21 protein-coding genes and 1 tRNA gene are annotated in these 22885 nt (G+C 74.6%); 15 read left to right on the top strand and 7 right to left on the bottom strand.

Features of this window, described 5'->3' with window-relative positions:
- Nucleotides 1-146: 146 nt before the first annotated feature.
- Nucleotides 147-1751: a potassium/proton antiporter gene (locus tag QMQ26_RS21180; protein ID WP_282202346.1), complete on the bottom strand. Its 1605-nt coding sequence runs from the start codon at nucleotides 1749-1751 to the stop codon at nucleotides 147-149.
- 218 nt (nucleotides 1752-1969) lie between these two features.
- Here QMQ26_RS21180 and QMQ26_RS21185 point away from each other — a divergent pair, with 218 nt between their 5' ends.
- Nucleotides 1970-4714: a penicillin acylase family protein gene (locus QMQ26_RS21185; RefSeq protein ID WP_282202347.1), complete on the top strand. Its 2745-nt coding sequence runs from the start codon at nucleotides 1970-1972 to the stop codon at nucleotides 4712-4714.
- 93 nt (nucleotides 4715-4807) lie between these two features.
- Here the strand turns inward: QMQ26_RS21185 and QMQ26_RS21190 are convergent, their stop codons facing one another.
- A complete protein-coding gene (locus tag QMQ26_RS21190; RefSeq protein ID WP_282202348.1) occupies nucleotides 4808-5395 on the bottom strand; it encodes a 5-formyltetrahydrofolate cyclo-ligase in 588 nt (195 codons plus the stop codon).
- A gap of 65 nt (nucleotides 5396-5460) precedes the next feature.
- Here QMQ26_RS21190 and QMQ26_RS21195 point away from each other — a divergent pair, with 65 nt between their 5' ends.
- From QMQ26_RS21195 to QMQ26_RS21250, 12 genes are all read left to right on the top strand, one after another.
- A complete protein-coding gene (locus tag QMQ26_RS21195) occupies nucleotides 5461-6300 on the top strand; it encodes a GGDEF domain-containing protein (RefSeq protein ID WP_100836656.1) in 840 nt (279 codons plus the stop codon).
- A gap of 57 nt (nucleotides 6301-6357) precedes the next feature.
- On the top strand, nucleotides 6358-7278 hold the full coding sequence (galU, locus tag QMQ26_RS21200; protein ID WP_282202349.1) for a UTP--glucose-1-phosphate uridylyltransferase GalU: 921 nt from the start codon (nucleotides 6358-6360) through the stop codon (nucleotides 7276-7278).
- Nucleotides 7279-7381: 103 nt separating this feature from the next.
- The gene (glp, locus tag QMQ26_RS21205) at nucleotides 7382-8695 is read left to right on the top strand and encodes a molybdotransferase-like divisome protein Glp (protein WP_282202350.1); all 1314 of its coding nucleotides are present in this window, start codon (nucleotides 7382-7384) and stop codon (nucleotides 8693-8695) included.
- Between the two features lie 115 nt (nucleotides 8696-8810).
- On the top strand, nucleotides 8811-9248 hold the full coding sequence (moaC, locus tag QMQ26_RS21210) for a cyclic pyranopterin monophosphate synthase MoaC (RefSeq protein ID WP_233533806.1): 438 nt from the start codon (nucleotides 8811-8813) through the stop codon (nucleotides 9246-9248).
- Nucleotides 9245-9745: a MogA/MoaB family molybdenum cofactor biosynthesis protein gene (locus QMQ26_RS21215; RefSeq protein WP_100836652.1), complete on the top strand. Its 501-nt coding sequence runs from the start codon at nucleotides 9245-9247 to the stop codon at nucleotides 9743-9745. Before moaC ends, QMQ26_RS21215 begins: the two co-directional genes overlap by 4 nt.
- The gene (locus QMQ26_RS21220) at nucleotides 9742-10368 is read left to right on the top strand and encodes a GNAT family N-acetyltransferase (protein WP_100836651.1); all 627 of its coding nucleotides are present in this window, start codon (nucleotides 9742-9744) and stop codon (nucleotides 10366-10368) included. Before QMQ26_RS21215 ends, QMQ26_RS21220 begins: the two co-directional genes overlap by 4 nt.
- Before the next feature lie 150 nt (nucleotides 10369-10518).
- On the top strand, nucleotides 10519-11595 hold the full coding sequence (sepX, locus tag QMQ26_RS21225; protein WP_282202351.1) for a divisome protein SepX/GlpR: 1077 nt from the start codon (nucleotides 10519-10521) through the stop codon (nucleotides 11593-11595).
- Nucleotides 11596-11731: 136 nt separating this feature from the next.
- Nucleotides 11732-11805: transfer RNA gene (locus QMQ26_RS21230), tRNA-Ala, on the top strand.
- A 271-nt stretch (nucleotides 11806-12076) separates the two neighbouring features.
- The gene (locus QMQ26_RS21235; protein WP_282202352.1) at nucleotides 12077-12436 is read left to right on the top strand and encodes an ArsR/SmtB family transcription factor; all 360 of its coding nucleotides are present in this window, start codon (nucleotides 12077-12079) and stop codon (nucleotides 12434-12436) included.
- Between the two features lie 167 nt (nucleotides 12437-12603).
- Nucleotides 12604-12792 (top strand): hypothetical protein, encoded by a 189-nt coding sequence (locus tag QMQ26_RS21240; protein WP_282202353.1) that lies wholly within the window; start codon nucleotides 12604-12606, stop codon nucleotides 12790-12792.
- Between the two features lie 56 nt (nucleotides 12793-12848).
- Nucleotides 12849-14498, top strand: coding sequence for a SulP family inorganic anion transporter (locus QMQ26_RS21245; protein WP_282206579.1), 1650 nt, complete (start codon nucleotides 12849-12851; stop codon nucleotides 14496-14498).
- Between the two features lie 149 nt (nucleotides 14499-14647).
- Complete coding sequence (locus tag QMQ26_RS21250; protein WP_282202354.1) at nucleotides 14648-14779, top strand: DUF6126 family protein; 132 nt, start codon at nucleotides 14648-14650, stop codon at nucleotides 14777-14779.
- A 9-nt stretch (nucleotides 14780-14788) separates the two neighbouring features.
- Here the strand turns inward: QMQ26_RS21250 and QMQ26_RS21255 are convergent, their stop codons facing one another.
- The 3 genes from QMQ26_RS21255 to QMQ26_RS21265 all read right to left on the bottom strand — a co-directional run bounded on the left by QMQ26_RS21255 (nucleotide 14789) and on the right by QMQ26_RS21265 (nucleotide 17220).
- Nucleotides 14789-15391, bottom strand: a complete 603-nt coding sequence (locus QMQ26_RS21255; RefSeq protein ID WP_282202355.1) for a hypothetical protein — start codon at nucleotides 15389-15391, stop codon at nucleotides 14789-14791.
- A 49-nt stretch (nucleotides 15392-15440) separates the two neighbouring features.
- A complete protein-coding gene (locus tag QMQ26_RS21260; protein ID WP_282202356.1) occupies nucleotides 15441-15977 on the bottom strand; it encodes a hypothetical protein in 537 nt (178 codons plus the stop codon).
- A gap of 166 nt (nucleotides 15978-16143) precedes the next feature.
- Nucleotides 16144-17220 carry an acyltransferase family protein gene (locus QMQ26_RS21265; protein ID WP_282202357.1) on the bottom strand — a complete coding sequence of 359 codons (1077 nt, stop codon included), beginning with the start codon at nucleotides 17218-17220 and terminating at the stop codon, nucleotides 16144-16146.
- 271 nt (nucleotides 17221-17491) lie between these two features.
- Here QMQ26_RS21265 and QMQ26_RS21270 point away from each other — a divergent pair, with 271 nt between their 5' ends.
- Nucleotides 17492-19684, top strand: a complete 2193-nt coding sequence (locus QMQ26_RS21270) for a terpene synthase family protein (RefSeq protein WP_282202358.1) — start codon at nucleotides 17492-17494, stop codon at nucleotides 19682-19684.
- Between the two features lie 81 nt (nucleotides 19685-19765).
- Here the strand turns inward: QMQ26_RS21270 and QMQ26_RS21275 are convergent, their stop codons facing one another.
- Complete coding sequence (locus QMQ26_RS21275) at nucleotides 19766-20722, bottom strand: peptidase (RefSeq protein WP_282202359.1); 957 nt, start codon at nucleotides 20720-20722, stop codon at nucleotides 19766-19768.
- Between the two features lie 2 nt (nucleotides 20723-20724).
- Nucleotides 20725-22062: a VWA domain-containing protein gene (locus tag QMQ26_RS21280; RefSeq protein ID WP_282202360.1), complete on the bottom strand. Its 1338-nt coding sequence runs from the start codon at nucleotides 22060-22062 to the stop codon at nucleotides 20725-20727.
- Between the two features lie 277 nt (nucleotides 22063-22339).
- On the opposite strand from QMQ26_RS21280, the gene QMQ26_RS21285 reads away from it, so the two are divergent.
- Nucleotides 22340-22843 (top strand): DUF1269 domain-containing protein, encoded by a 504-nt coding sequence (locus QMQ26_RS21285; protein ID WP_282202361.1) that lies wholly within the window; start codon nucleotides 22340-22342, stop codon nucleotides 22841-22843.
- The last annotated feature ends 42 nt before the right edge of the window (nucleotides 22844-22885 follow it).

Raw genomic sequence — 22885 nt, forward strand, 5'->3', positions numbered from 1 at the left:
CGCGCGTCGACCGGGGTTGTTACCGGGCCCGGGCGAGGTGCCGCGGGGCCCGGCCGCCGAGCGGTCGCGCCGACTCTGCATCAGGCAGATACGGAAAAGCGGGTGTATCGGATGTATCGGGGTGTTCCGGCCTTCAGCTTAGCGGTTCAGCCGGTCTTCTTCCTGGCGATGGAAGGCTTCCCGGCGAGAGAAGCCTTCCCGGCGACGGAAGGCTTCCTGGCGAGGGAGGGCGCCCGGCGGGACGTCCGCGAAACGGCGGACGGGCCTTCCGCGTGCTCCAGCCACCCGGCGAGCTTGCCGCCGCGGTCGACGGCGCGCAGCCGGCGCTCGGCGGCCTCGGAGACCTCGTCGGTGGTGACCACCAGCAGTTCGTCGCCCTCGCGCAGCACCGTCGTCCGGTCCGGCACGAAGCTGGAGCCCTCGCGGACCACCAGGGTGACGGCGGCGCCCTTGGGCATCCGCAGCTCGGAGACCTCGACGCCGGACATCCGGGAGCCGGGGGCGAGGTGGACGGAGAGCAGGTGGCCGTGCAGCTTCTCCAGCGGGGCGGACTCGATGCCCAGGTCCTGGCCGATGTCGCCCTCGCCGATCCGCAGCCACCTGGCGACCAGCGGCAGGGTCGGGCCCTGGAGCAGGGTGAAGACCACGACCAGGATGAAGACCACGTTGAACAGCTGCTGGGCGTCGGTCGCGCCGGACACCAGCGGGATGGTGGCGAGCACGATCGGCACCGCGCCGCGCAGCCCGGCCCAGGACAGCAGCGCCTGCTCCTGCCAGGGGACCCGGAACGGCGTCATGGTCAGCAGCACCGACAGCGGCCGGGCGACGAACACCAGCACCGCGCCGGCCACCAGGCCCGGCACGACCGCCGCGCCCATGCTGGTGGGCGTCACCAGCAGGCCGAGCACCACGAACATGCCGATCTGTCCGATCCAGGCCAGCCCGTCGGCGAAGCCGCGCACCGCGGGGCCGTGCGGCAGCTTGGAGTTGCCGAGGATCACCGAGGCGACGTAGGTGGCGAGGAAGCCGGAGGCGTGCAGCAGCGAGCCGCCCGCGTAGGCGAGCACGATCAGCGCCAGCACCGCGATCGGGTACAGGCCGGAGGAGGGCAGCGCGACCCGGCGCACCGCGTACGCGCCGAGCTTGCCGACCGCATAGCCGACCGCCCCGCCGACCACCAGCTCGACGATGATGGTGCCGACCAGCACGTACCAGGGGTCGAGCTCGCCGGTGGCGGCGAAGGCGACCACCAGGATCACCACGGGCGCGTCGTTGAAGCCGGACTCGGCCTCCAGCAGGCCGGTCAGCCGCTTGGGCAGCGGGACCATCCGCAGCACCGAGAAGACCGCCGCGGCGTCGGTGGAGGAGACGATCGCGCCGAGCAGCAGCGCGGTGCGCCACTCCAGGCCGACCAGCCAGTGCGCGCCGGCGGCCGTGACGAACACGGAGACCGCGACGCCCAGGGTGGCCAGCACGGCGGCGGCCGGGACCACCGGCCTGATGGACCGCCAGCTGGTCTTGAGCCCGCCCTCGGCGAGGATGACCACCAGGGCGGCGTAGCCCAGGACCTGGGTGAGCTCGGCGTTGTTGAAGCTTATGCCGATGCCGTTCTGGCCGAGGGCGACGCCGATGCCGAGGTAGATCAGCAGCGAGGGCAGCCCCGAGCGGGTGGAGATCCGCACCGCCACGACGGCGAACAGCAGGATCACGGCGGACTCGAGCAGCAGGGTGTTCAGGTGGTCAACGGTCACGCAGGGGCACCTCGGGGCAGGGAGGGGGCTTCTGGCAGATCGTTACTCATCCTAACATTTTACTTGATCTTTACGCCAGCCCCTCCGCCCGGCCGCACCCGGTAAGGTCCCTGCGGTGCCGTCGAACCGCCGGGGCGTCCCCCGTGCACGGCCGCCGGTGCGCTCGCCCTAATGTGGTGACCTGTCACGGCCGCACGCTCCCTCATACAAGGACTCGGATGCCCCGCTCGAAGAAGTTCCGGCGCGCACGTCTGATCATGATCCTGCTCGCCGTGCTGCTGGTGGCGGGTCTGGTAGGCGGCGGCTGGTGGGCGGTGGACACCGTCCGGTCCTCCTTCCCGCAGGTCAGCGGCACCGTCAAGGTGGCCGGCATGTCCGCGCCGGTGGACGTGGTCCGCGACGACAAGGGCGTCCCGCAGCTGTACGCCGACACCGACGCCGACCTGTTCCGCGCCCAGGGCTACGTGCAGGCCCAGGACCGGTTCTGGGAGATGGACGTCCGCCGGCACATCACCTCCGGCCGGCTCTCCGAGATGTTCGGCTCCTCCTCGGTCGAGCAGGACACCTTCCTGCGCACCATGGGCTGGCGCGAGGTCGCCGAGAAGGAGTGGAACGAGGTCCTCTCCGAGGAGACCAAGCGCAACCTGACCGCCTACACCGAGGGCGTCAACGCCTGGCTCGCCGAGCACCCCGGCGGGGCCGGCGCCTCGTTGGAGTACGCGCTGCTCGGCACGGTCAACTCCGGCTACCGGCCCGAGAAGTGGGACCCGATCGACTCGGTGGCCTGGCTCAAGGCGATGGCCTGGAGCCTGTCCGGCAACATGCAGGAGGAGATCGACCGCTCGCTGCTCGCCCAGGACTTCACCGCCGAGCAGATCGACCAGCTCTACCCCGGGTACCCGTACGACCGCAACGGCACCATCGTGAAGACCGGCAAGGTCTCCGCCGACGGCACCTACACCCCCGGCGCCGGCGACACCGTGCCCCCGCCGGCCGGCGGCTCCGCCCCGGCCGAGAGCTCCCAGGCCCGGGCCGCCACCCAGGCGCTGCTGAGCGGCCTGTCCCAGCAGGTCGGCGCGCTGCCGCAGTTGCTCGGCCCGCAGGGCCAGGGCATCGGCTCCAACTCCTGGGTGGTGGCCGGCGCCCACACCACCACCGGCCTGCCGATGCTCGCCAACGACCCGCACCTCGGCCCCGGCATGCCGTCCATCTGGTACCAGATGGGCCTGCACTGCCGCACCGTCTCCGCCACCTGCGGCTACGACGCGGCCGGCTACACCTTCGCCGGCATGCCCGGCGTGGTCATCGGCCACAACAAGGACATCGCCTGGGGCTTCACCAACCTCGGCGCCGACGTCACCGACCTGTACCTGGAGAAGGTCACCGGCCCCGACACCTACCTCTACGACGGCAAGGACGTGAAGTTCACCGTCCGCAAGGAGACCATCAAGGTGGCCGGGGGCGAGGACCGCACCATCACCGTCCGCACCACCCAGGACGGCATGCCGCTGATCTCCGACCAGTCCTCCGAGGAGCAGAAGGTCGGCCGGTACGCCCCGGCCGGCAACGCCGCCCCCGACCGGGCGGCCGGCTACGCCGTCGCGCTGCGCTGGACCGCGCTCGTCCCCGGCCACACCATGGACGCCGTCTTCGCGATCGACCGGGCCACCGACTTCACGTCCTTCCGGGCCGCCGCCAAGGACTTCGCCGTCCCCGCGCAGAACCTGATCTACGCCGACACCAAGGGCAACATCGGCTACCAGGCCCCCGGCCTGATCCCGGTCCGCGGCAAGAAGAACGACGGCCGCTACCCCTCGCCCGGCTGGGACCCCGCGTACGCCTGGAACACCGCCTTCCTCCCGTTCAAGTCGCTGCCCTACGCGTACAACCCGCCCGAGGGCTACATCGTCACGGCCAACCAGGCCGTCGTCGACCAGAGCTACAAGCCGACGCTCACCACCGACTGGGAGTACGGCACCCGCGCCAAGGAGATCACCGACCAGATCCAGGCCAAGCTCAAGAACGGCGGCAAGGTCTCGCTGGACGACATGCAGTCCATGCAGCTCGACAACACCAGCGTGATGGCCAAGGAGCTCGTCCCGCTGCTGCTCAAGGTCAAGATCGACGACCCGTACGTGCGCGAGGCCCAGGACCTGCTCAAGGACTGGAACTACCACCAGGACGCCGACTCCGCCGCCGCCGCCTACTACAACGGCGTCTGGCGGGCCCTGCTCACCCTCGCCTTCGGCCAGAAGTTCCCCGCCGACCTCCGGGTCGAGGGCGACTGCCTGCTGGTGCGCCAGAAGCGCGACAACACCCTGCCCGACGACGCCCTCGGCGGCGCCGCGCAGGCCGTCACCGAGTGCGGCACCCGCGAGCCCGCGCAGGCCCAGCCGGACGGCGGCGACCGCTGGATGGAGGTCGTCCGCCAGCAGCTCGCCACCCCCGACTCGCCCTGGTGGGACTACATCGACTCCGACCACCAGCAGCAGCACGGGCTCGGCAACCTGCTCGCCGAAGCGCTCAAGGACGCCCGCCAGGACCTCACCTCGCGCCTCAGCAAGGACATCTCCACCTGGAGTTGGGGCCGCCTGCACCAGCTCACCCTCCAGGAGCCCACCCTCGGCAGCGACGACTCCTCGATCGCCTCCGGCGTCGTCCACAAGCTGCTCAACCGGGGCCCCTACAAGCTCTCCGGCGGCAGCGCCGCCGTCGACGCCACCGGCTGGAACGCCGCCGCCGGCTACGACGTCGACTGGATTCCCTCCATGCGGATGGTCGTCGACCTCAGCGACTTCGACGCCTCCCGCTGGATCAACGTCGGCGGCGCCTCCGGCCACGCCTTCCACCTCCACTACAACGACCAGACCGACCTGTGGGCCTCCGGCCAACTCCTGCCCTGGGCCTACACCAAGGACGCGGTCGCCAAGGCGGGCAAGGACACCCTCACCCTGACCAACTAGTGCGGACGCCCGGCGCCCGGCGCCCGGCGGCACGCGTCTCCGGAGGCCGGGGAGCGGACCGCCGGGGGCCGCTCCCCGGCCTCCGGACAGGGCCTAGAAGCGCGTCACGCCCTCCGGCGTCACCACCGCGTGCACCGGCAGGTCGTGGGGTTCGGCCGGGAGGGCCGGGAGCAGCTCGCCCGGGTAGAGCAGGGTGGCCAGAAGCGGGCGGGCCCCGGCCCGGGTCAGGCGGGCCAGGACCCGGTCGTAGGAGCCGCCGCCCCGGCCGAGCCGGGTGCCGCGCGGGTCGACGGCCAGGCCGGGCAGCAGGACCACGTCGGCGCCCAGGACGGCGTCCGGGCCGAGCCGGGGCGCGGTGGGTTCGAGCAGGCCGCGGCCGGCGGGGGAGAGGCGGTCCTCGCCCTCGTACGGCGCCCAGTCCAGGTCGTTGTCCGGCAGCAGCACCGGCAGCAGGACCCGGACGCCCGCCCCGGCGAGCGCGGCCAGCAGCGGGCGGGTGCCGGGCTCCGCGCCGACCGAGACGTACGCCGCGACGGTGCCGCCCGGCGGCACCAGCGCGGCGGCGTGCCGGGCCAGCGCCCCGGCCGCGGCGGTGCGTTCGGCCGCGTCGAGCGCCCGTCGTTCGGCCAGCAGGCGTGACCTCAGCGCCGCCTTGTCGTTGGACAACCGATCCGCAGTCACCGTTCGATTCCCTCCAGCTCCGTTCCGTGCACTGACACGAGCCTGACACGCCCCGAGGCCGCCCCATGCCCACCCCCCTCCTGCTCCAGGCCCTGGCCGCGCTCGGTGCGGCCGCCCCGGCCGCCGCCGGCGTCCTCGCGCTGCGCCGGCGGCGGGACCGGGCCGAGCGGGGCGGTCGGGAGGCGGAACTCCTGGCGAAGATCGCGGAACTGACGGCGGAACGCGACGAACTGGTCCGCACCGCCTCCTGCGACCCGCTGACCGGGGTGTGGAACTACCGGCACCTCCAGCTCACCCTGGACCGCGAGATCGAACGGGCCCGCCGGGCCGAGGCCACCGCGATCGACCCCCGGCCGCTGGCGGTGCTGATGATCGAGGTCGCCGGGTTCGACGCGGTGGTCGCCGAGCACGGCCGGGCCCGCGCCAACGCGATGCTCCGGGACCTCGCCCAGCGCCTGGCGATGGAGATCCGCGGCTGCGACACCCTGGGCCGGTACGGCGGCGAGGAGTTCCTGGCGCTGCTGCCCGACACCGGCCCGGAGGGCGCCGCCCAGGTCGCCGAGCGGCTGTGCTGGTCGGTGCGCCGCCACCGGCTGACCGACCGTCACCCCGGCGAGAGCGCCGACCCGGGCGAGCGCAGCGGCCTGACCGCCTCCGTCGGCCTGGCCGTGCTGCCCCGGGACGGCGCGCACTCCGCCGTCCTGCTGCGGGCCGCCGACCGCGCGCTGGCCGCCGCGCGCGCCGCGGGCGGCGACCGCTGGCGCTCCACCGAGCGGCTCCCGCCCGAGCCGGCCGGTCCGGACGCTTCACCGGCGCCCGGTAAGGTGTCTTCCGGCCCCGGCGGGGGACCCCTCACCCCGCATGCGACCACCGTCGGCCCGGGCCCGACCGGTGACAGGCCCTGACCATCGTTTCACGCCGCTCCCAGCGGGGTGGGATGCCCGCCTCAGTAAGGTCGACGCATGACGAACAAGCACGCCCGCCAGCCGGTCACCAAGGCAGTCGTCCCGGCCGCCGGCCTCGGTACCAGGTTCCTCCCCGCCACCAAGGCCACGCCCAAGGAGATGCTCCCGGTCGTCGACAAGCCGGCCATCCAGTACGTCGTCGAGGAGGCCTCCGCCGCGGGCCTGTCCGACATACTGATGGTCACCGGTCGCAACAAGCGTGCTCTGGAAGACCACTTCGACCGCGCCTACGAGCTGGAGGAGCTGCTCAGCCGCAAGGGCGACCAGGAGCGGCTGCGCCGGGTGCAGGAGTCCGTGCAGCTCGCCAGCATGCACTACGTCCGCCAGGGCGACCCGAAGGGCCTCGGCCACGCCGTCTCGGTCGCCGAACAGCACGTCGCCGGCCAGCCGTTCGCCGTCCTGCTGGGCGACGACCTGATCGACCCGCGCGACCCGCTGCTGTCGCGGATGATCGAGGTGCAGCAGGAACTCGGCGGCTCCGTCGTCGCGTTGATGGAGGTCGACCCCGCGCAGATCCACCTGTACGGCTGCGCCGCCGTCAAGGCCAACGGCTTCGGCGAGGACGTCTTCCAGGTCACCGACCTGGTCGAGAAGCCCGACACCGCCGACGCCCCCTCCCACTACGCCGTGATCGGCCGCTACGTCCTCGACCCGGCCGTCTTCGACGTGCTGCGCGAGACCCCGCCCGGCCGCGGCGGCGAGATCCAGCTGACCGACGCGCTGCGCGAGCTGGCCACCCGCGACGAGTCCGCCGGCGGGCCGGTGCACGGCGTGCTGTTCAAGGGCCGCCGCTACGACACCGGCGACCGCGCCGACTACCTGCGGGCGATCGTCCGGCTGGCCGCCGAGCGCGAGGACCTCGGCCCCGAGTTCCGCGGCTGGCTGCGGCAGTTCGTGGCCACCGAGATGCAGGGCTGACCCGCGCGGGGCTGACCCGGGCGCGGGGCCGACCCACCGCGAAGGCGGAGCCGACCCACCACGAAGACCGGCGTAGAAGGCGGTAGAAGGCGAGCGTGAGGCGATGACCGGGAAGCACGACCCCTGCTGCGCGGAGGCCGATTCCCCGGCCGCGCCGCGGCTGTGGACCGTCGACGAGCACCTCGCCGACGTCCTGGCCGCGGTCGCCCCGCTGCCGCCCATCGAACTGCAACTGCTGGACGCCCAGGGCTGCCGGCTCGCCGAGGACGTGCGGGCCGACGACGACCTGCCGCCCTTCGACAACAGTTCGATGGACGGCTACGCGCTGCGCACCGCCGACACCGTGCGCGCCACCGGGCCGTACCCGTCGGTGCTCGCCGTGGTCGGCGACATCGCGGCGGGCGCCGCCGAACTGCCCAAGGTCGGCCCCGGCCAGGCCGCCCGGATCATGACCGGCGCCCCCGTCCCGCCCGGCGCCGAGGCCGTCGCCCCGGTCGAGTGGACCGACGGCGGCACCGGCACCGGGCAGGCCGCCGACGCGATGGGCGCGCCCGTCGCGGACGAGGAGGTCCGGGTGCTGCGCCCGGTCGCCGAGGGTGCGCACATCCGCCGCCGGGGCAGCGACGTCACCGCGGGCGACACCGTGCTGGAGGCCGGCACCGTGCTCGGCCCCACCCAGCTCGGCCTGCTCGCCGCGGTCGGCCGCGGCACCGTCCGGGTCGCGCCCCGCCCCCGGGTGGTCGTGCTCTCCACCGGCACCGAACTCGTCCAGCCCGGCGAGAGCGCCGGCCCGGGCCGGATCCACGACTCCAACTCCTTCACCCTGACCGCCGCCGCGATCGCCGCCGGCGCCGTCGCCTACCGGGTCGGCGGCGTCCCCGACGAGCCGGCCGTGCTGCGCGCCGTGCTGGAGGACCAGCTCGGCCGGGCCGACCTGATCGTCACCAGCGGCGGCGTCTCGGTCGGCGCGTACGACGTGGTCAAGGAGGTGTTCGCGGACTACGGCGGCGTCGACTTCCGCCGGTTGCGGATGCAGCCCGGCAAGCCGCAGGGCTTCGGCCGGATCGGCGGGGGCGCCGGGGTGCCGCTGCTCGCGCTGCCCGGCAACCCGGTCAGCGCCTACATCTCCTTCGAGCTGTTCGTCCGCCCGGTCATCCGCACCATGCTCGGCGCCCCCGACGTGCACCGCCCCGTGGTGCGCGCCGCGACCACCGTCGCGCTGCGCTCCCCGGCCGGGCGGCGGCAGTTCCTGCGCGGCCGGTACGACCCGGCGGCGGGCACCGTCGGCCCGGTCGGCGGCGAGGGATCGCACCTGGTCGGAGCGCTGGCGAAGGCCGACTGCCTGATCACCGTCCCCGAGGACGTCACCGCGCTGCCCGCCGGAAGCGCCGTCGACGTGGTCCTTCTCACGGACTGACCGGAACGGGGCTGTACGGTAGCGCGAGATTCGCACCGTGCCACTGGAGCCACTCGTGACCGACACACCCCCCGGCGACCGCCTCACGCACGTCGACCACACCGGCGCCGCCCGGATGGTCGACGTCTCCGCGAAGGCCGCCACCACCCGGGTCGCGGTGGCGGCCGGCCGCGTCCGGGTCTCCCCCCGGGTGGTGGAACTGCTGCGCGGCGAGGGCGTCCCCAAGGGCGACGCCCTCGCGGTGGCCCGGATCGCCGGGATCATGGGCGCCAAGCGGACGCCCGAGCTGATCCCGCTCTGCCACCCGATCGCGCTCACCGGCACCACCGTCGACCTCGCCGTCACGGACACCGCCGTCGAGATCACCGCCACCGTCCGCACCGCCGACCGCACCGGCGTCGAGATGGAGGCGCTCACCGCCGTCGCCACCGCCGCGCTCACCGTCATCGACATGGTCAAGGCCGTCGACAAGGCCGCCGCCATCGAGGACGTCCGGGTGCTCAGCAAGACCGGCGGCAAGAGCGGCGACTGGCACCGGGAGGACGCCAAGTGAGGGCGCTCGCCGTCACCGTCTCCAACCGGGCCTCGGCCGGCGTGTACGAGGACAGGGGCGGCCCGCTGCTGGTCGCCGGACTGCGCGCGATGGGCTTCACCGCCGACGGGCCGGTCGTCGTCCCGGACGGGGAGCCGGTCGAGGCCGCCCTGCGCGAGGCCGTCGCCGCCGGGTACGACGTGGTGCTCACCACCGGCGGCACCGGCATCTCGCCGCAGGACCTCACGCCCGAGATGACCGCCCGGGTGCTCGACCGGCCGATCCCAGGCATCCCCGAGGCGATCCGCGCGCACGGCCGGGACGGGGTGCCCACCGCGGCGCTCTCCCGCGGCCTGGCGGGCCTGGCCGGACGCACCCTGATCGTCAACCTGCCCGGCTCCACCGGCGGCGTCCGCGACGGCCTGGCCGTGCTCGCCCCGCTGCTGCCGCACGCCGTCGACCAGCTGGCCGGCGGCGACCACCCGCGACCCACCGATCCCTCCGGGAGCGCCCACTGAACGCCGGCTGGCCCGTCGAACTGGCCGAAGGGGACATCCTGCTGCGGCCCATCCGCCGCCGCGACCAGGCCGAGTGGCAGGAGGTCAGCCGCCGCAACCGGGACTGGCTGCGCCGCTGGGAGGCCACCGTCCCGCCCGCCCCGCCCGGCCGGGCCCCGCTGCCCCGGCCCACCTACCGGCAGATGGTCCGCTACCTGCGCTCCGAGGCCGCGGCGGGCCGGATGCTGCCCTTCGTCCTGCTCCACCAGGGCCGCCTGGTCGGCCAGTTGACGGTCGGCGGGATCACCTGGGGCTCGATGTGCTCCGCCAACGTCGGCTACTGGGTGGACGAGGCGGTCGCCGGACGCGGCATCGTGCCCACCGCCGTCGCGCTCGCCGTCGACCACTGCTTCCGCGACCTGGGCCTGCACCGGGTCGAGGTCTGCATCCGCCCGGAGAACCGGCCCAGCCGCCGGGTGGTGGAGAAGCTCGGCTTCCGCGAGGAGGGGGTGCGCCCGCGCTACCTGCACATCGACGGCGACTGGCGCGACCACCTGGTGTACGCGCTCACCGCCGAGGAGGCCGCCGACGGGCTGCTGCGGCGCTGGCACGCCCTCAGGAACCGGCCGCCGCAGGATAATTGAATACTTGTTCGAAATTGATATCGATATGGCATCGGGGCCGGGGCGAGCCGCCACAAATACCGGCAAAATAGTCTGAGAATCAGCTTGATCACACGACACGCCGCGCCAAATTGCTGCAGTGCCTTCGCCCGCGCCCGTACCGTGTGAAACGTGAGCAGTAGCGGCCTTATCTACGCGGTCATCGTAGGGGCCTGGGCTGCCTATCTGGTGCCGATGTGGCTCCGCAGGCAGGACGAGCTCAACGAGTCGCGTCCGACGGAACGCTTCAGTACCGCGATCCGCCTGCTGGCCGGTCGATCGGCCATGGAGCGGCGCGCGGCCCGAGCCCTCGGCGACCAGACCGCCGACCAGCAGCACCCCGCCGGGCAGGACCCGGACGGGGCCCTCGCCGATCCAGCCCCCGCCTCCGGGCGCGAGCCCGGTCCCGCGCCCGATCCCGCCGACGTGCCCACCCGGGCCGCCGGGCCGGGCGCCGGGCCCGCGGCCGAGCAGGTCGCCGAACCGGCGGCCGAGCCGCTCGCGACGGCGAAGCCCGCCGAGGGCCGCGCCGAGCGGGAACGCGAGCGCGAGCGCGAGCGGGAGCACGGTGACCGGCGCTCCGCCGAGCGGCGGGCCCTGCTGCTCGCCCGGCGGCGGCGGATGGTCACCATGCTGTTCCTGGCCTTCGCGCTGGGCGCCGTGGTCGCCGGGGTGGCCGGCTTCGCCTTCCTCTGGGTGCCCGCCGTCCCCGGCGTGCTGCTCACCCTCTACATCGGCCACCTGCGCCGACTGGAGCGGCAGCGCTACGAGGTCAAGTTCGACCGCGGCCGGGCCGCGCAGGCCGCCGAGCGGCTGCGCGAACGCGAACGCGAGCGGACCGCCCGCCCGGCCGCCGCCCCCGCCGCGGACCGCCCCGCGCCCGCCGCCGAACCGGCCGCCACCGCGGACCCGGGCGCCACCCGGGCCACCGTCCTGGCCGAGGCGACCGAGCACGAGGAGTGGGCCGACGGCGTCCGCTCCCGGGCCGCCGCCGGAACGGACTCCTGGGAACCCGTCCCCGTCCCCCTCCCCACCTACGTCACCGCCCCCGTGGCCCCCCGCACCACCCGCGGCCTCGACCTCTCCGCCCCCAACACCTGGGACTCCGGCCGCCCGGCCACCCCGCTCTACGACCAGTACGGCGGCGACCCCGCCCAGCCCCCCGCCGCCGCGGACTGGGCCACCCGCCCCCGCGCCGCCAACGAGTAGCCACCCCGCCCGCCCCCGCCCCGGCCGCAACGCTCCCCCGCGCCGGGGCGTTCGCGTCCCCCCGTCACCCCGCCGCCGGACCGCGTCGACCATGGTCACGAGGACCTCCGCGGAGGTGATAGAGTTCTTTCTTGTTGGGGCTGTGGCGCAGTCCGGTAGCGCACCTCGTTCGCATCGAGGGGGTCAGGGGTTCGAATCCCCTCAGCTCCACCCCATGGCAAAGGCCCTCCCGGGTAATCCGGGAGGGCCTTTGCGCATTTCGGAGCGGTGTGGCGATGCCGGCGGTATGGCGATGCGTCAGGGCCGCCGGGATGTGCGGCGGCGGAATTCCTGGCCCGCCCCCGGAGCCGCGGTCGGGGCCGGTCGGGGTGGTGCCGCGGTCGCTCTCGGTGGCGGTGTGCGGTTGCTATGGTCGTGCCTGACGGCGGCGTCCAGGATTCGACGGAGATGGGGTGAGGATGTGGGCGACGACACCCCCCGCGTGACTCCGGTGGTCAGCACGCCGCTGTACCAGGTGAAGGCCGAGTTCTTCAAGACGCTCGGGCACCCGGTCCGGATTCGGGTCCTGGAGCTGCTCAGTGTGCGCGCGCACGCGGTGGCCGAGCTGCTGCCCGAGACCGGGGTGGAGGCGGCGCACCTGTCGCAGCAGCTCGCCGTGCTGCGCCGGGCCAACCTGGTGGTCGCCCGGCGGGAGGGCAGCACCGTGCACTACAGCCTCACCAGCCCGCGGGTGGCCGAACTGCTCGCGGTGGCCCGGGAGATCCTGGGCGGCGTGATCACCGGGCAGGCCGAGCTGCTGGACGGCCTGCGCGCGCCCACCGGGACGAGCGGCCGGGGCTGAGGCGCACCCCTTCGCGGTGCACTCCGGGGCCGTCCCGCGCCCTGCGGTATGCCAAAACTGTGATTTGCGAAATTCGTAAAGTCCATACATGATGCCTGCTGTGGGACCGGCAGCCGGTACGCCCCGATCGGGCCGGGCCGGGCCGGGACGGCCGAAGGAGGGCGACGGTGACCGGGAGCTTCGACGGGGAACTGCGCGAACAACTCGTCCGAGCCAGGCACTCCGAGGCCGAGGCGCGCGCCGCCGGGGACGAGGACGGCGCGCCGGCCTACGCCGGGCGGGCCGCCGAACTGCTGCGGCTCGCCGGGCAGCACGGGATCGAACTCCCGCCGGACGCCCCGGCGGACCGGCCGTGACCACCGTCCGGCACCGCCTCGCGGCGGTGCTGCCCAACCGGCGGACCCTCGCCGCCATGGGCCGCTCCCCGCGCCGGGACCTGCCGGCCGGGCTGACCGTCGCCGTCGTCGCGCTGCCGCTCGCGCTCGGCTTCGGCATCTCCTCCGGCGCGGGCGCCGAGGCCGGGCTGGCCACCGCCGTGGTGGCGGGCGCGCTGGCGGCGGTGTGCGGCGGGTCGAACCTCCAGGTGTCCGGGCCGACCGGCGCGATGACGGTGGTGCTGGTGCCGATCGTCCACCGCTACGGCGTGGACGGGGTGCTGACGGTCGGTCTGCTGGCCGGGGCGGTGCTGGTGGCGCTGGCGCTGGCCCGGGCCGGGCGGTGGATGGCGTACGTGCCGGTGCCGGTGGTGGAGGGCTTCACGGTCGGCATCGCCGGGGTGATCGCGCTCCAGCAGGTGCCCGGCGCGCTCGGCGTGCCCGAGCCGGGCGGCGACAACCCGGCGGTGGTCGCGGCCCGGGCGGCCGGCGCCTTCCTCGGCGCCCCGCACTGGGCGGCGCTCGGCCTGGCGCTGGGGGTGGCCGCCGTGCTGCTGGTCGGCTCCCGGCTGCGGCCCGCCGTCCCGTTCTCGCTGCTCGCGGTGGTCGCGGCCACCCTGCTGGCCCGGTGCGCGGACCTGCCGGTGGAGACCATCGGCCACCTGCCCGCCGGGCTCCCGGCCCCCTCGCTCGGCTTCTTCGAGGCCGCGGACGTGCCCGCGCTGCTGCCCTCGGCACTCGCGGTGGCGGCGCTCGCCGCGCTGGAGTCGCTGATGTCGGCGACCGCCGCGGACGCCATGGGCGCGGGCGAACGACACGACAGCGACCGGGAGTTGTTCGGCCAGGGCCTGGCCAACCTGGCGGCCCCGCTGTTCGGCGGGGTGGCCGCGACCGGGGCGATCGCCCGGACCGCCGTCAACGTCCGCTCCGGCGCGGCCTCTCGGCTGGCGTCGCTGGTGCACGCCGCGGTGCTCGCGGTGATCGTGTTCGCCGCCGCGCCGCTGGTGTCCGGCATCCCGCTGGCGGCCCTGGCCGGCGTGCTGGTCGCCACCGCGGTGCGGATGGTCGAGACCGGCTCGCTGCGGGCGCTGGCCCGCAGCGGGCGCGGCGCGACGGCGGTGCTGGCGCTGACCGCCGCCGCGACCCTGGCGTTCGACCTGGTGACGGCCGTGGTGGTGGGCCTGCTGCTGTCCGGGGCGCTGGCGCTGGCCGAGGTGGCCCGGGCGGCCCGGGTCGAACAGGTCCCGCTGCACGAGGAACCGCCGCCCGCCGGCCACCGCGAGGAGGAGCGGGCGCTGCCCGCCGAGCACGTCGCCGCCTACCGGATCGACGGCCCGCTGCTGTTCGCCGCCGCCCACCGCTTCCTGCCGCAACTCACCGGCGCCGACCGGGTACGGGTCGCGATCCTGCGGATGTCGCGGGTCAGCGCGATCGACGCCAGCGGCGCGGTCGTCCTGGGCGACGCGATCGCCGCCCTCGAACGGCGCGGCACCCTGGTGCTGCTCTCCGGCCTGCGCGCGGAACACCACCGCCCGCTGGCCGCGCTCGGCGTGCTGGACCGGCTGCGCGAACAGGGCCGGGTGTTCGCCACCACCCCCGAGGCGATCGCCTGCGCCCGGCGGCACCTGGACGGGGCGGAGCTGCCGACGGGCGCGGGCGCGGGTACGGGTACGGGGGCGGCGGGTTGACGGCCGACGGACGCCGCCGCTGCCCAGGCCCCGCCCGATCCGCTCGCCCGCTCGCCCGTACCCGCTCGCCCGTACCCGCTTGCCCGTACCCGCTCGCCCGTACCCGCCCGCCCGCCTGTACCCGCCCGTTCGACCTCACCGGAGCAGCCATGAGCGACGCCGTCCGCGACGAGAGGAGCAGGCGCCGGGCGATGATCGTCCGCGCCCTGGTCTACATCGCCGGCACCCACCTGTTCGCCGGGTTCGTGATCCTGCTGTTCGCCGTCGGCGGCCGCCGCTGAGGGCGGGGGCTACCGGCGCCGCGGCGGAGCCTCGCCCAGCAGTTCCCCGTCCGGGCCGCGGACCTCGATCCGCAGGCCGAACTCCGCGTGCAGCGCGGCCGCCTGCTCCGGGGTGGCCAGCAGGTAGTGGTCGTCGTCGTGGCGGCGCACGCCCGGCAGGAGGTGGAAGACCCGGGGGTCGCCGCCGCCCGGGGCGAGGTCGTCGATGCCCTCCGCGATGGCGGCCAGGTCGAGGTAGTCGTCCGACTCCTGGTCGATCGGCCAGCACTTCGGCACGCCGTTGACCTTGAAGCGCAGGTTCCGAAGGGAGTCCTCGTCGCCGACCAGCTCCACGTCGGTGACGGTCACCGCCCCGCCGGACAGCCGCCCGGCCGTTCGGAAGATCGCGCGGTAGGCGTCCTCCGCGAAGTCCACGTCGTCGCTGTGGGCCTGGACCACCGCCTCGCAGAGGGCCGCCACCGCGATCAGGTCCCGTTCCCGCCGCTCCGGCGGGAACTCCGGCCAGTCGGCGGCGTACTCGATCGTCTCGTCCGCCAGCGCGCGGGTGGTCAGACCGAACTCGTACAACCGCTCGGCCATCCGCTGGTAGCCGTTCATCCCCGTGTCCTTCATGCCGGGAGTCTGACAGGCCGTCACGACAGCCCGGGGCGGGAGGGCGGGGTCAGGGCTTCAGGACGGTCAGGCGGACGGTGGTGGCGCCGTCGTCGGGAGTCGTGACGGCGGTGCCGGCGGGGGACGGGCCGAAGGTGAGGACCTGGTGGGCGGGGCCGGGCGGGAAGTCCCAGTCGACGTGGTCGCGGCGGCGCAGGACGGCGGTGTCGTGCAGGGCGGTGTCCGGGTCGGTGGTGACGGCGGTGGCGCGCAGGGCGGCGAGGTAGGCGGCGGCGGTGGCGGGCGGGACGGTGAAGCGCAGGAAGAGGACGTCCGGGCCGGCGGCCGAGTTGTCGTCGCTGTAGTAGCGGACCGCGGTGGCGCCCCCGGGGAGGGCGACGTCGTAGTAGCGCAGCAGGGTGGGCAGGTCGCGCGGGCCGCCGAGGTTGGCGCAGTCGTACTGCCGGTAGGCGCGGGCGTCGTGCGGGTGCAGCGGCCAGCAGCCGCCCCAGGCGCGGCGGGCGCCGACCAGGCCGCCGCCCAGCACGAGCAGCGCGATCAGCACCCAGGTCAGCGGCCTGCGGTGCCAGGCGCGGACAGCGGACATCCCTACCCCCGGTGTTCCGCCCGCTCCCCGTGCGCCGTCGTTCGTCGTCGGGTCCGGCCGGGCGGTAGTTCCCGGGGATCATAGTCGGCTCGAACACCCGGTCGGCGCACGGTCGGCGCACGGCCGGCGCACGGCCGGCGCACGGTCGGCGGACGGCCGCCGCCGCTCAGTCCCGCAGCAGCAGCCGCAGCCGGGGCGTCAGCAGCGGGCGCAGCAGCCGGGTGACCGGCGGGGTGCACAGCAGCAGGGCCAGCGCGGCGGCGGCGAGGGTCAGGGCCGCCTGCCCGGCCGCCGAGGTGAGGAACCCCCCGCGGTAGCCGCCCGCGCGGACCAAGGCCAGCTGGACGAAGGGGTGCACCAGGAACGCCGCCGTGCTGGCCGCGCCGAGTCCGCTGTACCAGCCGGCCCGGACCGGCACCAGGGCCAGGAACAGCACGCCCAGGACCGCCCCCGCGAGGTTGACCGCCAGCGACAGCGCCAGCCAGCGGGGCAGGCCCGCGTGCAGGCCCGCCGCGCTCATGCTCCGGTAGAACCAGGCCGCGTCCAGTCGCGGCACCAGCCAGTACGCGAGCAGCGCCGCCGCCGCGAACACCGGGGGCGCGGCGGCCCGCAGCCGCCGGTTGCCGCGCAGCGCGAGCACCCGGTCGCGGTCCAGGGTCAGCCCGGCGACGAAGAACGGCAGCAGTTGCAGGGTCCGTCCGATCGACAGCTGCGGGGTCAGCGGCAGCGCCCCGGCCAGCAGCGAGACGGCGACGGCGGTGGTCAGCGGGGCCCGCAGCCGGTGCCAGAGCGGGGCGCTCAGCCGCCACAGGAACAGCGACAGCAGGAACCAGGTCACCCAGACCGGGGTGAGCAGGTCCAGCGCGAACCGCCCCCCGTCCAGCCATGCCGTGTACGCCCCCAGCAGGGTGGTCCACACCAGGTACGGGGCCAGCACGCCGCTCAGCAGCCGGCCGAGCTGGTCCGGGCGGGCGGTGAAGGAGCGGGAGAACCAGCCGGACACGAACACGAACACCGGCATGTGGAACGCGTACACCAGCAGGTAAGCGGCGTGCAGCACCCGGTGCCCCGGCACCCGCGCCAGCGGCTCCCAGAAGTGCCCGCAGACCACCAGCACCGTCGCCAGCAACTTCACGTGGTCGAAGAACGGTTCGCGCCCGCGGGGAGCCGCGGGCCCGTCGGGGCCGGGTCGGGCGAGCGGGGGATCGGCGAGCACGGGTTCCCACAGGTCGGAAGGGGGCACGGACCGACAGGACTCTACGGGGTGCCACGGAACGGGGACCACGCGGGCACCGCGCGGGCGCCCGGGGCCGGGGAGGCGGCCGACCGCGCCGCGAGGGCCGGACGGCGCCGTCCGTCATGGCGGCGCGCCCTGGTGTCACTCGTACGGGTGGATTGCGGAATCCGGGTGGCCCAGTGGGGTATCGGTGACCGCGGGCCCGCGGGCTCGTTAGGCAGCGTGCCGGTCTCCGTCGACGGCACACCATCAGACGCACACCTAGGGGCGGGACCCAGTGGCTCAGCCGTTCGAACTGCCGGACTTCTACGTGCCGTACCCGGCCAGGATCAACCCGCACTACGAGCAGGCGCGGGTCCACACCAAGGAGTGGGCGCGCCGCTTCGGCATGCTGGAGGGCTCGGGCATCTGGGAGGAGCACGACCTCGACTCGCACGACTACGCGCTGCTCTGCTCCTACACCCACCCCGACTGCGACAGCGGGGCGCTGGACCTCGTCACCGACTGGTACACCTGGGTGTTCTTCTTCGACGACCACTTCCTGGAGACCTTCAAGCGGACCCTGGACCGCGAGGGCGGCAAGGCGTACCTGGACCGGCTGCCCGCCTTCATGCCGATGGACCTCGCGGACGGCTACCCGGAGGCGACCAACCCGGTCGAGGCCGGCCTGGCCGACCTCTGGCAGCGGACGGTCCCGCACATGTCGGCCGACTGGCGGGCCCGGTTCGCCGAGTCGACCAGGAACCTGCTGAACGAGTCGCTCTGGGAGCTGTCGAACATCAACGAGGGCCGGGTCTCCAACCCGGTCGAGTACATCGAGATGCGCCGCAAGGTCGGCGGCGCCCCCTGGTCGGCCGGGCTGATCGAGTACGCGGCGGGGGCCGAGGTGCCCGAGGCGGTGGCGTACTCCCGCCCGCTGCGCGTCCTGCGGGACGCCTTCTCGGACGGCGTGCACCTGCGCAACGACCTGTTCTCGTACGAGCGCGAGATCGGCGAGGAGGGCGAGCTGTCCAACGGCGTCCTGGTGCTGGAGACCTTCCTCGGCTGCTCCACCCAGGAGGCCGCGGACGCGGTCAACGACCTGCTGACCTCCCGGCTCCAGCAGTTCGAGAACACCGCGCTCACCGAACTCGCCCCGCTCTTCGCCGAGCACGCGCTGAGCCCGGAGGAGGTCGCCCGCGTCCTGGCCTACGTCAAGGGCATGCAGGACTGGCAGTCCGGCGGCCACGAGTGGCACATGCGCTCCAGCCGCTACATGAACGGCGGCGGCGCGGCCGCCCCGGTGCCCGGCCCCCGGGGCCTGGGCACCTCCGCGGCCAACATCCGCCTCGCGGCGGGCATCCGCGGCCTGCGCAGCTTCGCCCACGCCCCGCACCGCACGTCCGGGCCGTCCCTGCTGCCCGACTTCCCGATGCCGTACCCGCTCAGCCTCAACCCGCACCTGGCCGCCTCCCGCGAGTACGTGGTCGGCTGGGCCCGCGAGTTCGGCCTGCTCGACCCGGAGCCCGGCGTCCCGGCCTCCGACATCTGGGACGAACGCAAGCTCCGCGACTACGACTTCGCGCTGTGCGCCGCCGGCATCGACCCCGACGGCAGCCCCGCCGAGCTCGACCTCTCCTCCGCCTGGCTGACCTGGGGCACCTACGCCGACGACTACTACCCCGTCGTCTTCGGCCGCCCGCGCGACCTGGCGGGCGCGAAGGCCGCCAACGAGCGGCTGTACGCGCTGATGACGCTCGACGGCAGCCTCCCGTTCCCCCCGCGCAACGCGCTGGAGGCCGGCCTGGCCGACCTCTGGCAGCGCACCAGCGCCCCGTTCTCGCAGAGCGCCCGGGCCAAGTTCCGCAAGGCCGTCGGGGACATGATCGACAGCTGGCTCTGGGAGCTCGCCAACGGCGCGCAGAACCGCGTCCCCGACCCGGTCGACTACATCGAGATGCGCCGCGCCACCTTCGGCTCCGACCTGACGATGAGCCTGTCCCGGCTCGGCCGCGGCGAGGTGATCCCCGAGGAGGTGTACGCCAGCGGCACCATGCGGGCGATCGAGAACTCCGCGGCGGACTACGCCTGCCTGGTCAACGACCTGCACTCGTACCGGAAGGAGGTCGAGTACGAGGGCGAGTTCCACAACCTGGTCCGGGTGGTGGAGAACTTCTTCTCCTGCGACCACCCCGTCGCGGTCGACATCGTGGCCGACCTGATGGCCTCCCGGCTGAGCCAGTTCGCGCACGTGGTCAAGGGCGAACTCCCGATCCTCAAGCAGGACTTCGCGATCGAGGGCGAGGCCGCGCAGGCCCTCGACGGGTACGTCCGCGAGCTGGAGGACTGGATGGCCGCCGTCCTGCACTGGCACCGCGAGTGCGACCGCTACGCCGAGGACGTGCTGCGGCGGCACTTCGCCCCGAAGACGGCCGTCCCGGCGGACCTGGGGACGTCGGCGATGCGCATCCTGGAGACCATCGGCCGGTAGGGCGCGGGCGGCGCCAGGGGCGCGGGGAACCGCGCGAGCGGGCGGTTCCCCGCGCCCCTGACCGGCCCGACTCGGGCCGTCCTACTGCCAGTTGTGCTGCTGCGGCTGCCCCGGCGGTGCCTGGTGCGGCACCGGAGCCGGAGCCGGGTGGTGCGGGTGGTGCCGGTGCCCGCGCGGGTGCCGGGTGAGGGTGTAGCCGAGGACACCGGCCAGGGCGGCCAGCACGCCGCCCGCGACGGTCCACCACCAGCGGGTGTTCCAGCCGGAGAAGAGGTCCGAGTACCAGTGGGACTCCTCCGCCGCGGGCGCGGCCGCGTACGTCGCGCTCGCGCTCGGCGCCGGGGTGCCCGCCGCCGCGGCGGCCGTCGCGCCGGCGTTCACCGGCGGCACCAGCGGGGCCTTGAGCGAGCCGCCCTCGGGCTGGGCGTCGTCCGCGCCGCCCTTGGTGGCGACGTGCACGTGGACGGTGGCGGCCAGGCCGAGGTCGGTCTGCGGGATGTCCGTGGTGGACAGCCGGACGTAGTACGTGCCGGGCAGCGGGTCCCCGGACCAGGGCTCGGCCCAGGACCGGATCTGCCGCAGCGCGCAGCTCAGCGCCAGGGTGGTCGCGCCCTGCTCGCCGGTGCCCTCCTGCGGCCCCGCGGTGCAGGACTGCCGGCGGCGCAGGCCGTCGAAGAGTTCGAGCGTCCAGGTCTGCGGGCCGTGCCGGTCCGCGGCGTCCGGCAGGGTGACGGTGACCTGGACGGTCGCGGTCTGGCCCTCGGCGGCCGGGAACGCCCAGTACAGGTAGTCGCCGGTGGAGACCGGGACGTCCGCGTCCTGGCCGGAGGCCAGCGTGGTCGCGGTCAGGAAGCTGGTGCCGACCGAGTTCAGCACCGGCTTCGCCCCACCGGAGGCGGAGGCGGAGGCGGAGGCGGAAGCGGAGGCCGACGGCGAGGCCGCGGCGGACGGGGACGCGGCCGAGGCCGTCGCCGGGGCCAGCAGGAGCAGGCCGGTGAACGCGGCGGCCGAGGCCGCGGCGGTGCGGAGCGTGCGCATCGTCAGTTCTCCCGCCAGACGGCGATCCGCCAGCGTGCCAGCCAGCCGAAGATCAGACCGGCGAGCAGGCCGGCCAGGGTCAGGACACCGAGCAGGACCCAACCGCGGCCCAGGCCCATCGCGGGGCCGTCCGGAGCTGGGGAGGCGGCGGCGACGTCCACCGTCAGCTCCAGCGGCAGGCCCGGGTCGGCCTGCACGCCCGCCTGCGCGGCGAACGAGTTGCTGACCACCAGGCAGACCGTCCGGACGTCCGACCCGGCGCCCGCGCCCTTCGACGGGGAGGCCGAGGCCGAGGCCGAGCCGTCCCCGGTGGCGGACCAGCGCACGCCGGTCGAGGCCACGTCGGTGCGGCCCGAACCGGCGTCGCTGCCGCGCACCAGCTCCTGGCCGCCGCTGTCGGTCGCCTGGAGCAGCACCCCGTAGTCCCGGGCGACCGCCCGGTCCGGGGTCACGCTGACCGAGGCGCGCAGCTCCTCGCCCGCCTTCACCGGCACCCGGTACACCCGGTGCTCGGAGAACTTCTCCCGGTCGGTGTACACGCCGGGGGTCAGGACCGGGGCGTCCGCGCACTTCTCGGCGCCCGCCACCTGCGCCGGGGCGATGGTGTGGGTGTCCTGGGCGCGGTTGACCAGCTGCTTGACGCGCTTGGTCAGCTGCTCCTGGGTGCGGACGTCGGTGAAGGTGCCGCCGGTCGCGTTGGCGATGCAGATCAGCTGCTGCCGGGTCTTGTCGTCGTGCGCCAGGCCCAGGGTGTCCACCACCAGGTGGATGCCCTGGCTGGCCAGTTCGCGGGCCACGTCGCACGGGTCCGGCGGGGCGCAGGTGTCCTCGCCGTCGGTGATCAGCACGATCCGGCGGGTGGTCGGCCCGGTCCCCAGGTCCTGCGCGGCGGCGCGCAGCGCGATCCCGATCGGGGTCCAGCCGGTGGGACGGACGGTGGCGACGGCCGTCTTGGCCTCCACCTTGTTCGTCTTCCCGACCGGGTAGAGCTGCTGGGTGTCCTTGCACCCCTCCTTCTGGTCGTTGCCCGGGTAGGTCGCGCCCAGGGTGCGGATGCCGAACTCGGTCTCGTCCGGCAGCGCGTCGATGACCTCGTCGATCGACTGCTGGGCGACCGCCATCCGGCTCTTGCCCTGGAGGTCGGCGGTGCGCATCGACCCCGAGCCGTCCAGGACCAGGTCGACCTTGGGCGGTTCGGTCGCGGCGGGCGGGGCCCCGGGCTCGTCGGCGTGCGCGGGGAAGCCGCCCAGCACGGTGCCGACGACTATCGTCAGGGCCCCGAACAGGGCGGCCGCGCGGGCCGTCCGTCGTGGTGTGGGAGTGGTGATCACCCGCCGCATCCTAGGGACCGTCAGTTCGAATCGCCCAACGCGGGTGGTGGGCGGCGCCCGTCCCGAACGGGCGGGCGGGGCAGGCGGGGAGAGCACCTGACGGCGCGTCCGGCCGGGGCCGGGGGACGCCGTCGGCGCGGCGGCGCCGCCGGGCGCGGGGCCGGGCGCGCCGGGGCCGGCGGCGGCCCGCCGGAAACGGACACACCGCACCGGATCGGCCCAAACGCCGCCGCCCCTGGCTAAGGTGCGGGGGACGTGCCCAACGCCAGTCGGAAGGAAGCCCGCCGTGAGCAACCTGTTCGCGATCGCCTACCCGGATGTCCCCACCGCGCAGAAGGTCCGTGACGAGCTGGTCGGGCTGCAGAAGCAGAAGCTGATCGACCTGGAGGACGTCGTGGTGGTCGAGCGCCGCGAGGACGGGAGGATCAAGCTGCACCAGGGGGTCTCCAACACCGGGATGGGCGCGGCCTCCGGCGCGCTGTGGGGCGGCGTGATCGGGCTGCTGTTCTTCATGCCGTTCCTCGGCGCGGCGATCGGCGGCGCGACCGGCGCGGCGGTCGGCGCCTCCACCGACACCGGCGTGGACGACGACTTCATGCGGCGGGTCGGCGAGAAGCTGGACCCGGGCAAGGCCGCGGTGTTCGCGCTGGTCCGCTCGGCGACCCAGGACAAGGTGGTCCCCGCGGTCGCGCAGTTCGGCGGCGAGCTGATCCAGACCTCGCTCAGCCACGAGGAGGAGGAGCACCTGCGGGAGATCGCCAAGGCGGCGTACCCCGCGTCGGCGCTCTGACCCCCGGACGGCCCCCCTCCGGCGGGGTGCCGGGCGCCCGCC

Source organism: Kitasatospora fiedleri (genome assembly GCF_948472415.1).
In the GTDB taxonomy this organism is placed as follows: Bacteria; Actinomycetota; Actinomycetes; order Streptomycetales; family Streptomycetaceae; genus Kitasatospora; species Kitasatospora fiedleri.

Excerpts from the sequence above, each read along its gene's own strand:
- glp (WP_282202350.1), top strand. The coding sequence starts at position 7,382 with ATGACCGGGAAGCACGACCCCTGCTGCGCGGAGGCCGATTCCCCGGCC.
- moaC (WP_233533806.1), top strand. The coding sequence starts at position 8,811 with ATGGTCGACGTCTCCGCGAAGGCCGCCACCACCCGGGTCGCGGTGGCG.
- QMQ26_RS21260 (WP_282202356.1), bottom strand. The coding sequence starts at position 15,977 with ATGTCCGCTGTCCGCGCCTGGCACCGCAGGCCGCTGACCTGGGTGCTG.
- galU (WP_282202349.1), top strand. The coding sequence starts at position 6,358 with ATGACGAACAAGCACGCCCGCCAGCCGGTCACCAAGGCAGTCGTCCCG.
- QMQ26_RS21250 (WP_282202354.1), top strand. The coding sequence starts at position 14,648 with ATGAGCGACGCCGTCCGCGACGAGAGGAGCAGGCGCCGGGCGATGATC.
- QMQ26_RS21280 (WP_282202360.1), bottom strand. The coding sequence starts at position 22,062 with ATGCGGCGGGTGATCACCACTCCCACACCACGACGGACGGCCCGCGCG.
- QMQ26_RS21185 (WP_282202347.1), top strand. The coding sequence starts at position 1,970 with ATGCCCCGCTCGAAGAAGTTCCGGCGCGCACGTCTGATCATGATCCTG.
- QMQ26_RS21255 (WP_282202355.1), bottom strand. The coding sequence starts at position 15,391 with ATGAAGGACACGGGGATGAACGGCTACCAGCGGATGGCCGAGCGGTTG.
- QMQ26_RS21245 (WP_282206579.1), top strand. The coding sequence starts at position 12,849 with ATGGGCCGCTCCCCGCGCCGGGACCTGCCGGCCGGGCTGACCGTCGCC.
- QMQ26_RS21195 (WP_100836656.1), top strand. The coding sequence starts at position 5,461 with ATGCCCACCCCCCTCCTGCTCCAGGCCCTGGCCGCGCTCGGTGCGGCC.
- QMQ26_RS21275 (WP_282202359.1), bottom strand. The coding sequence starts at position 20,722 with ATGCGCACGCTCCGCACCGCCGCGGCCTCGGCCGCCGCGTTCACCGGC.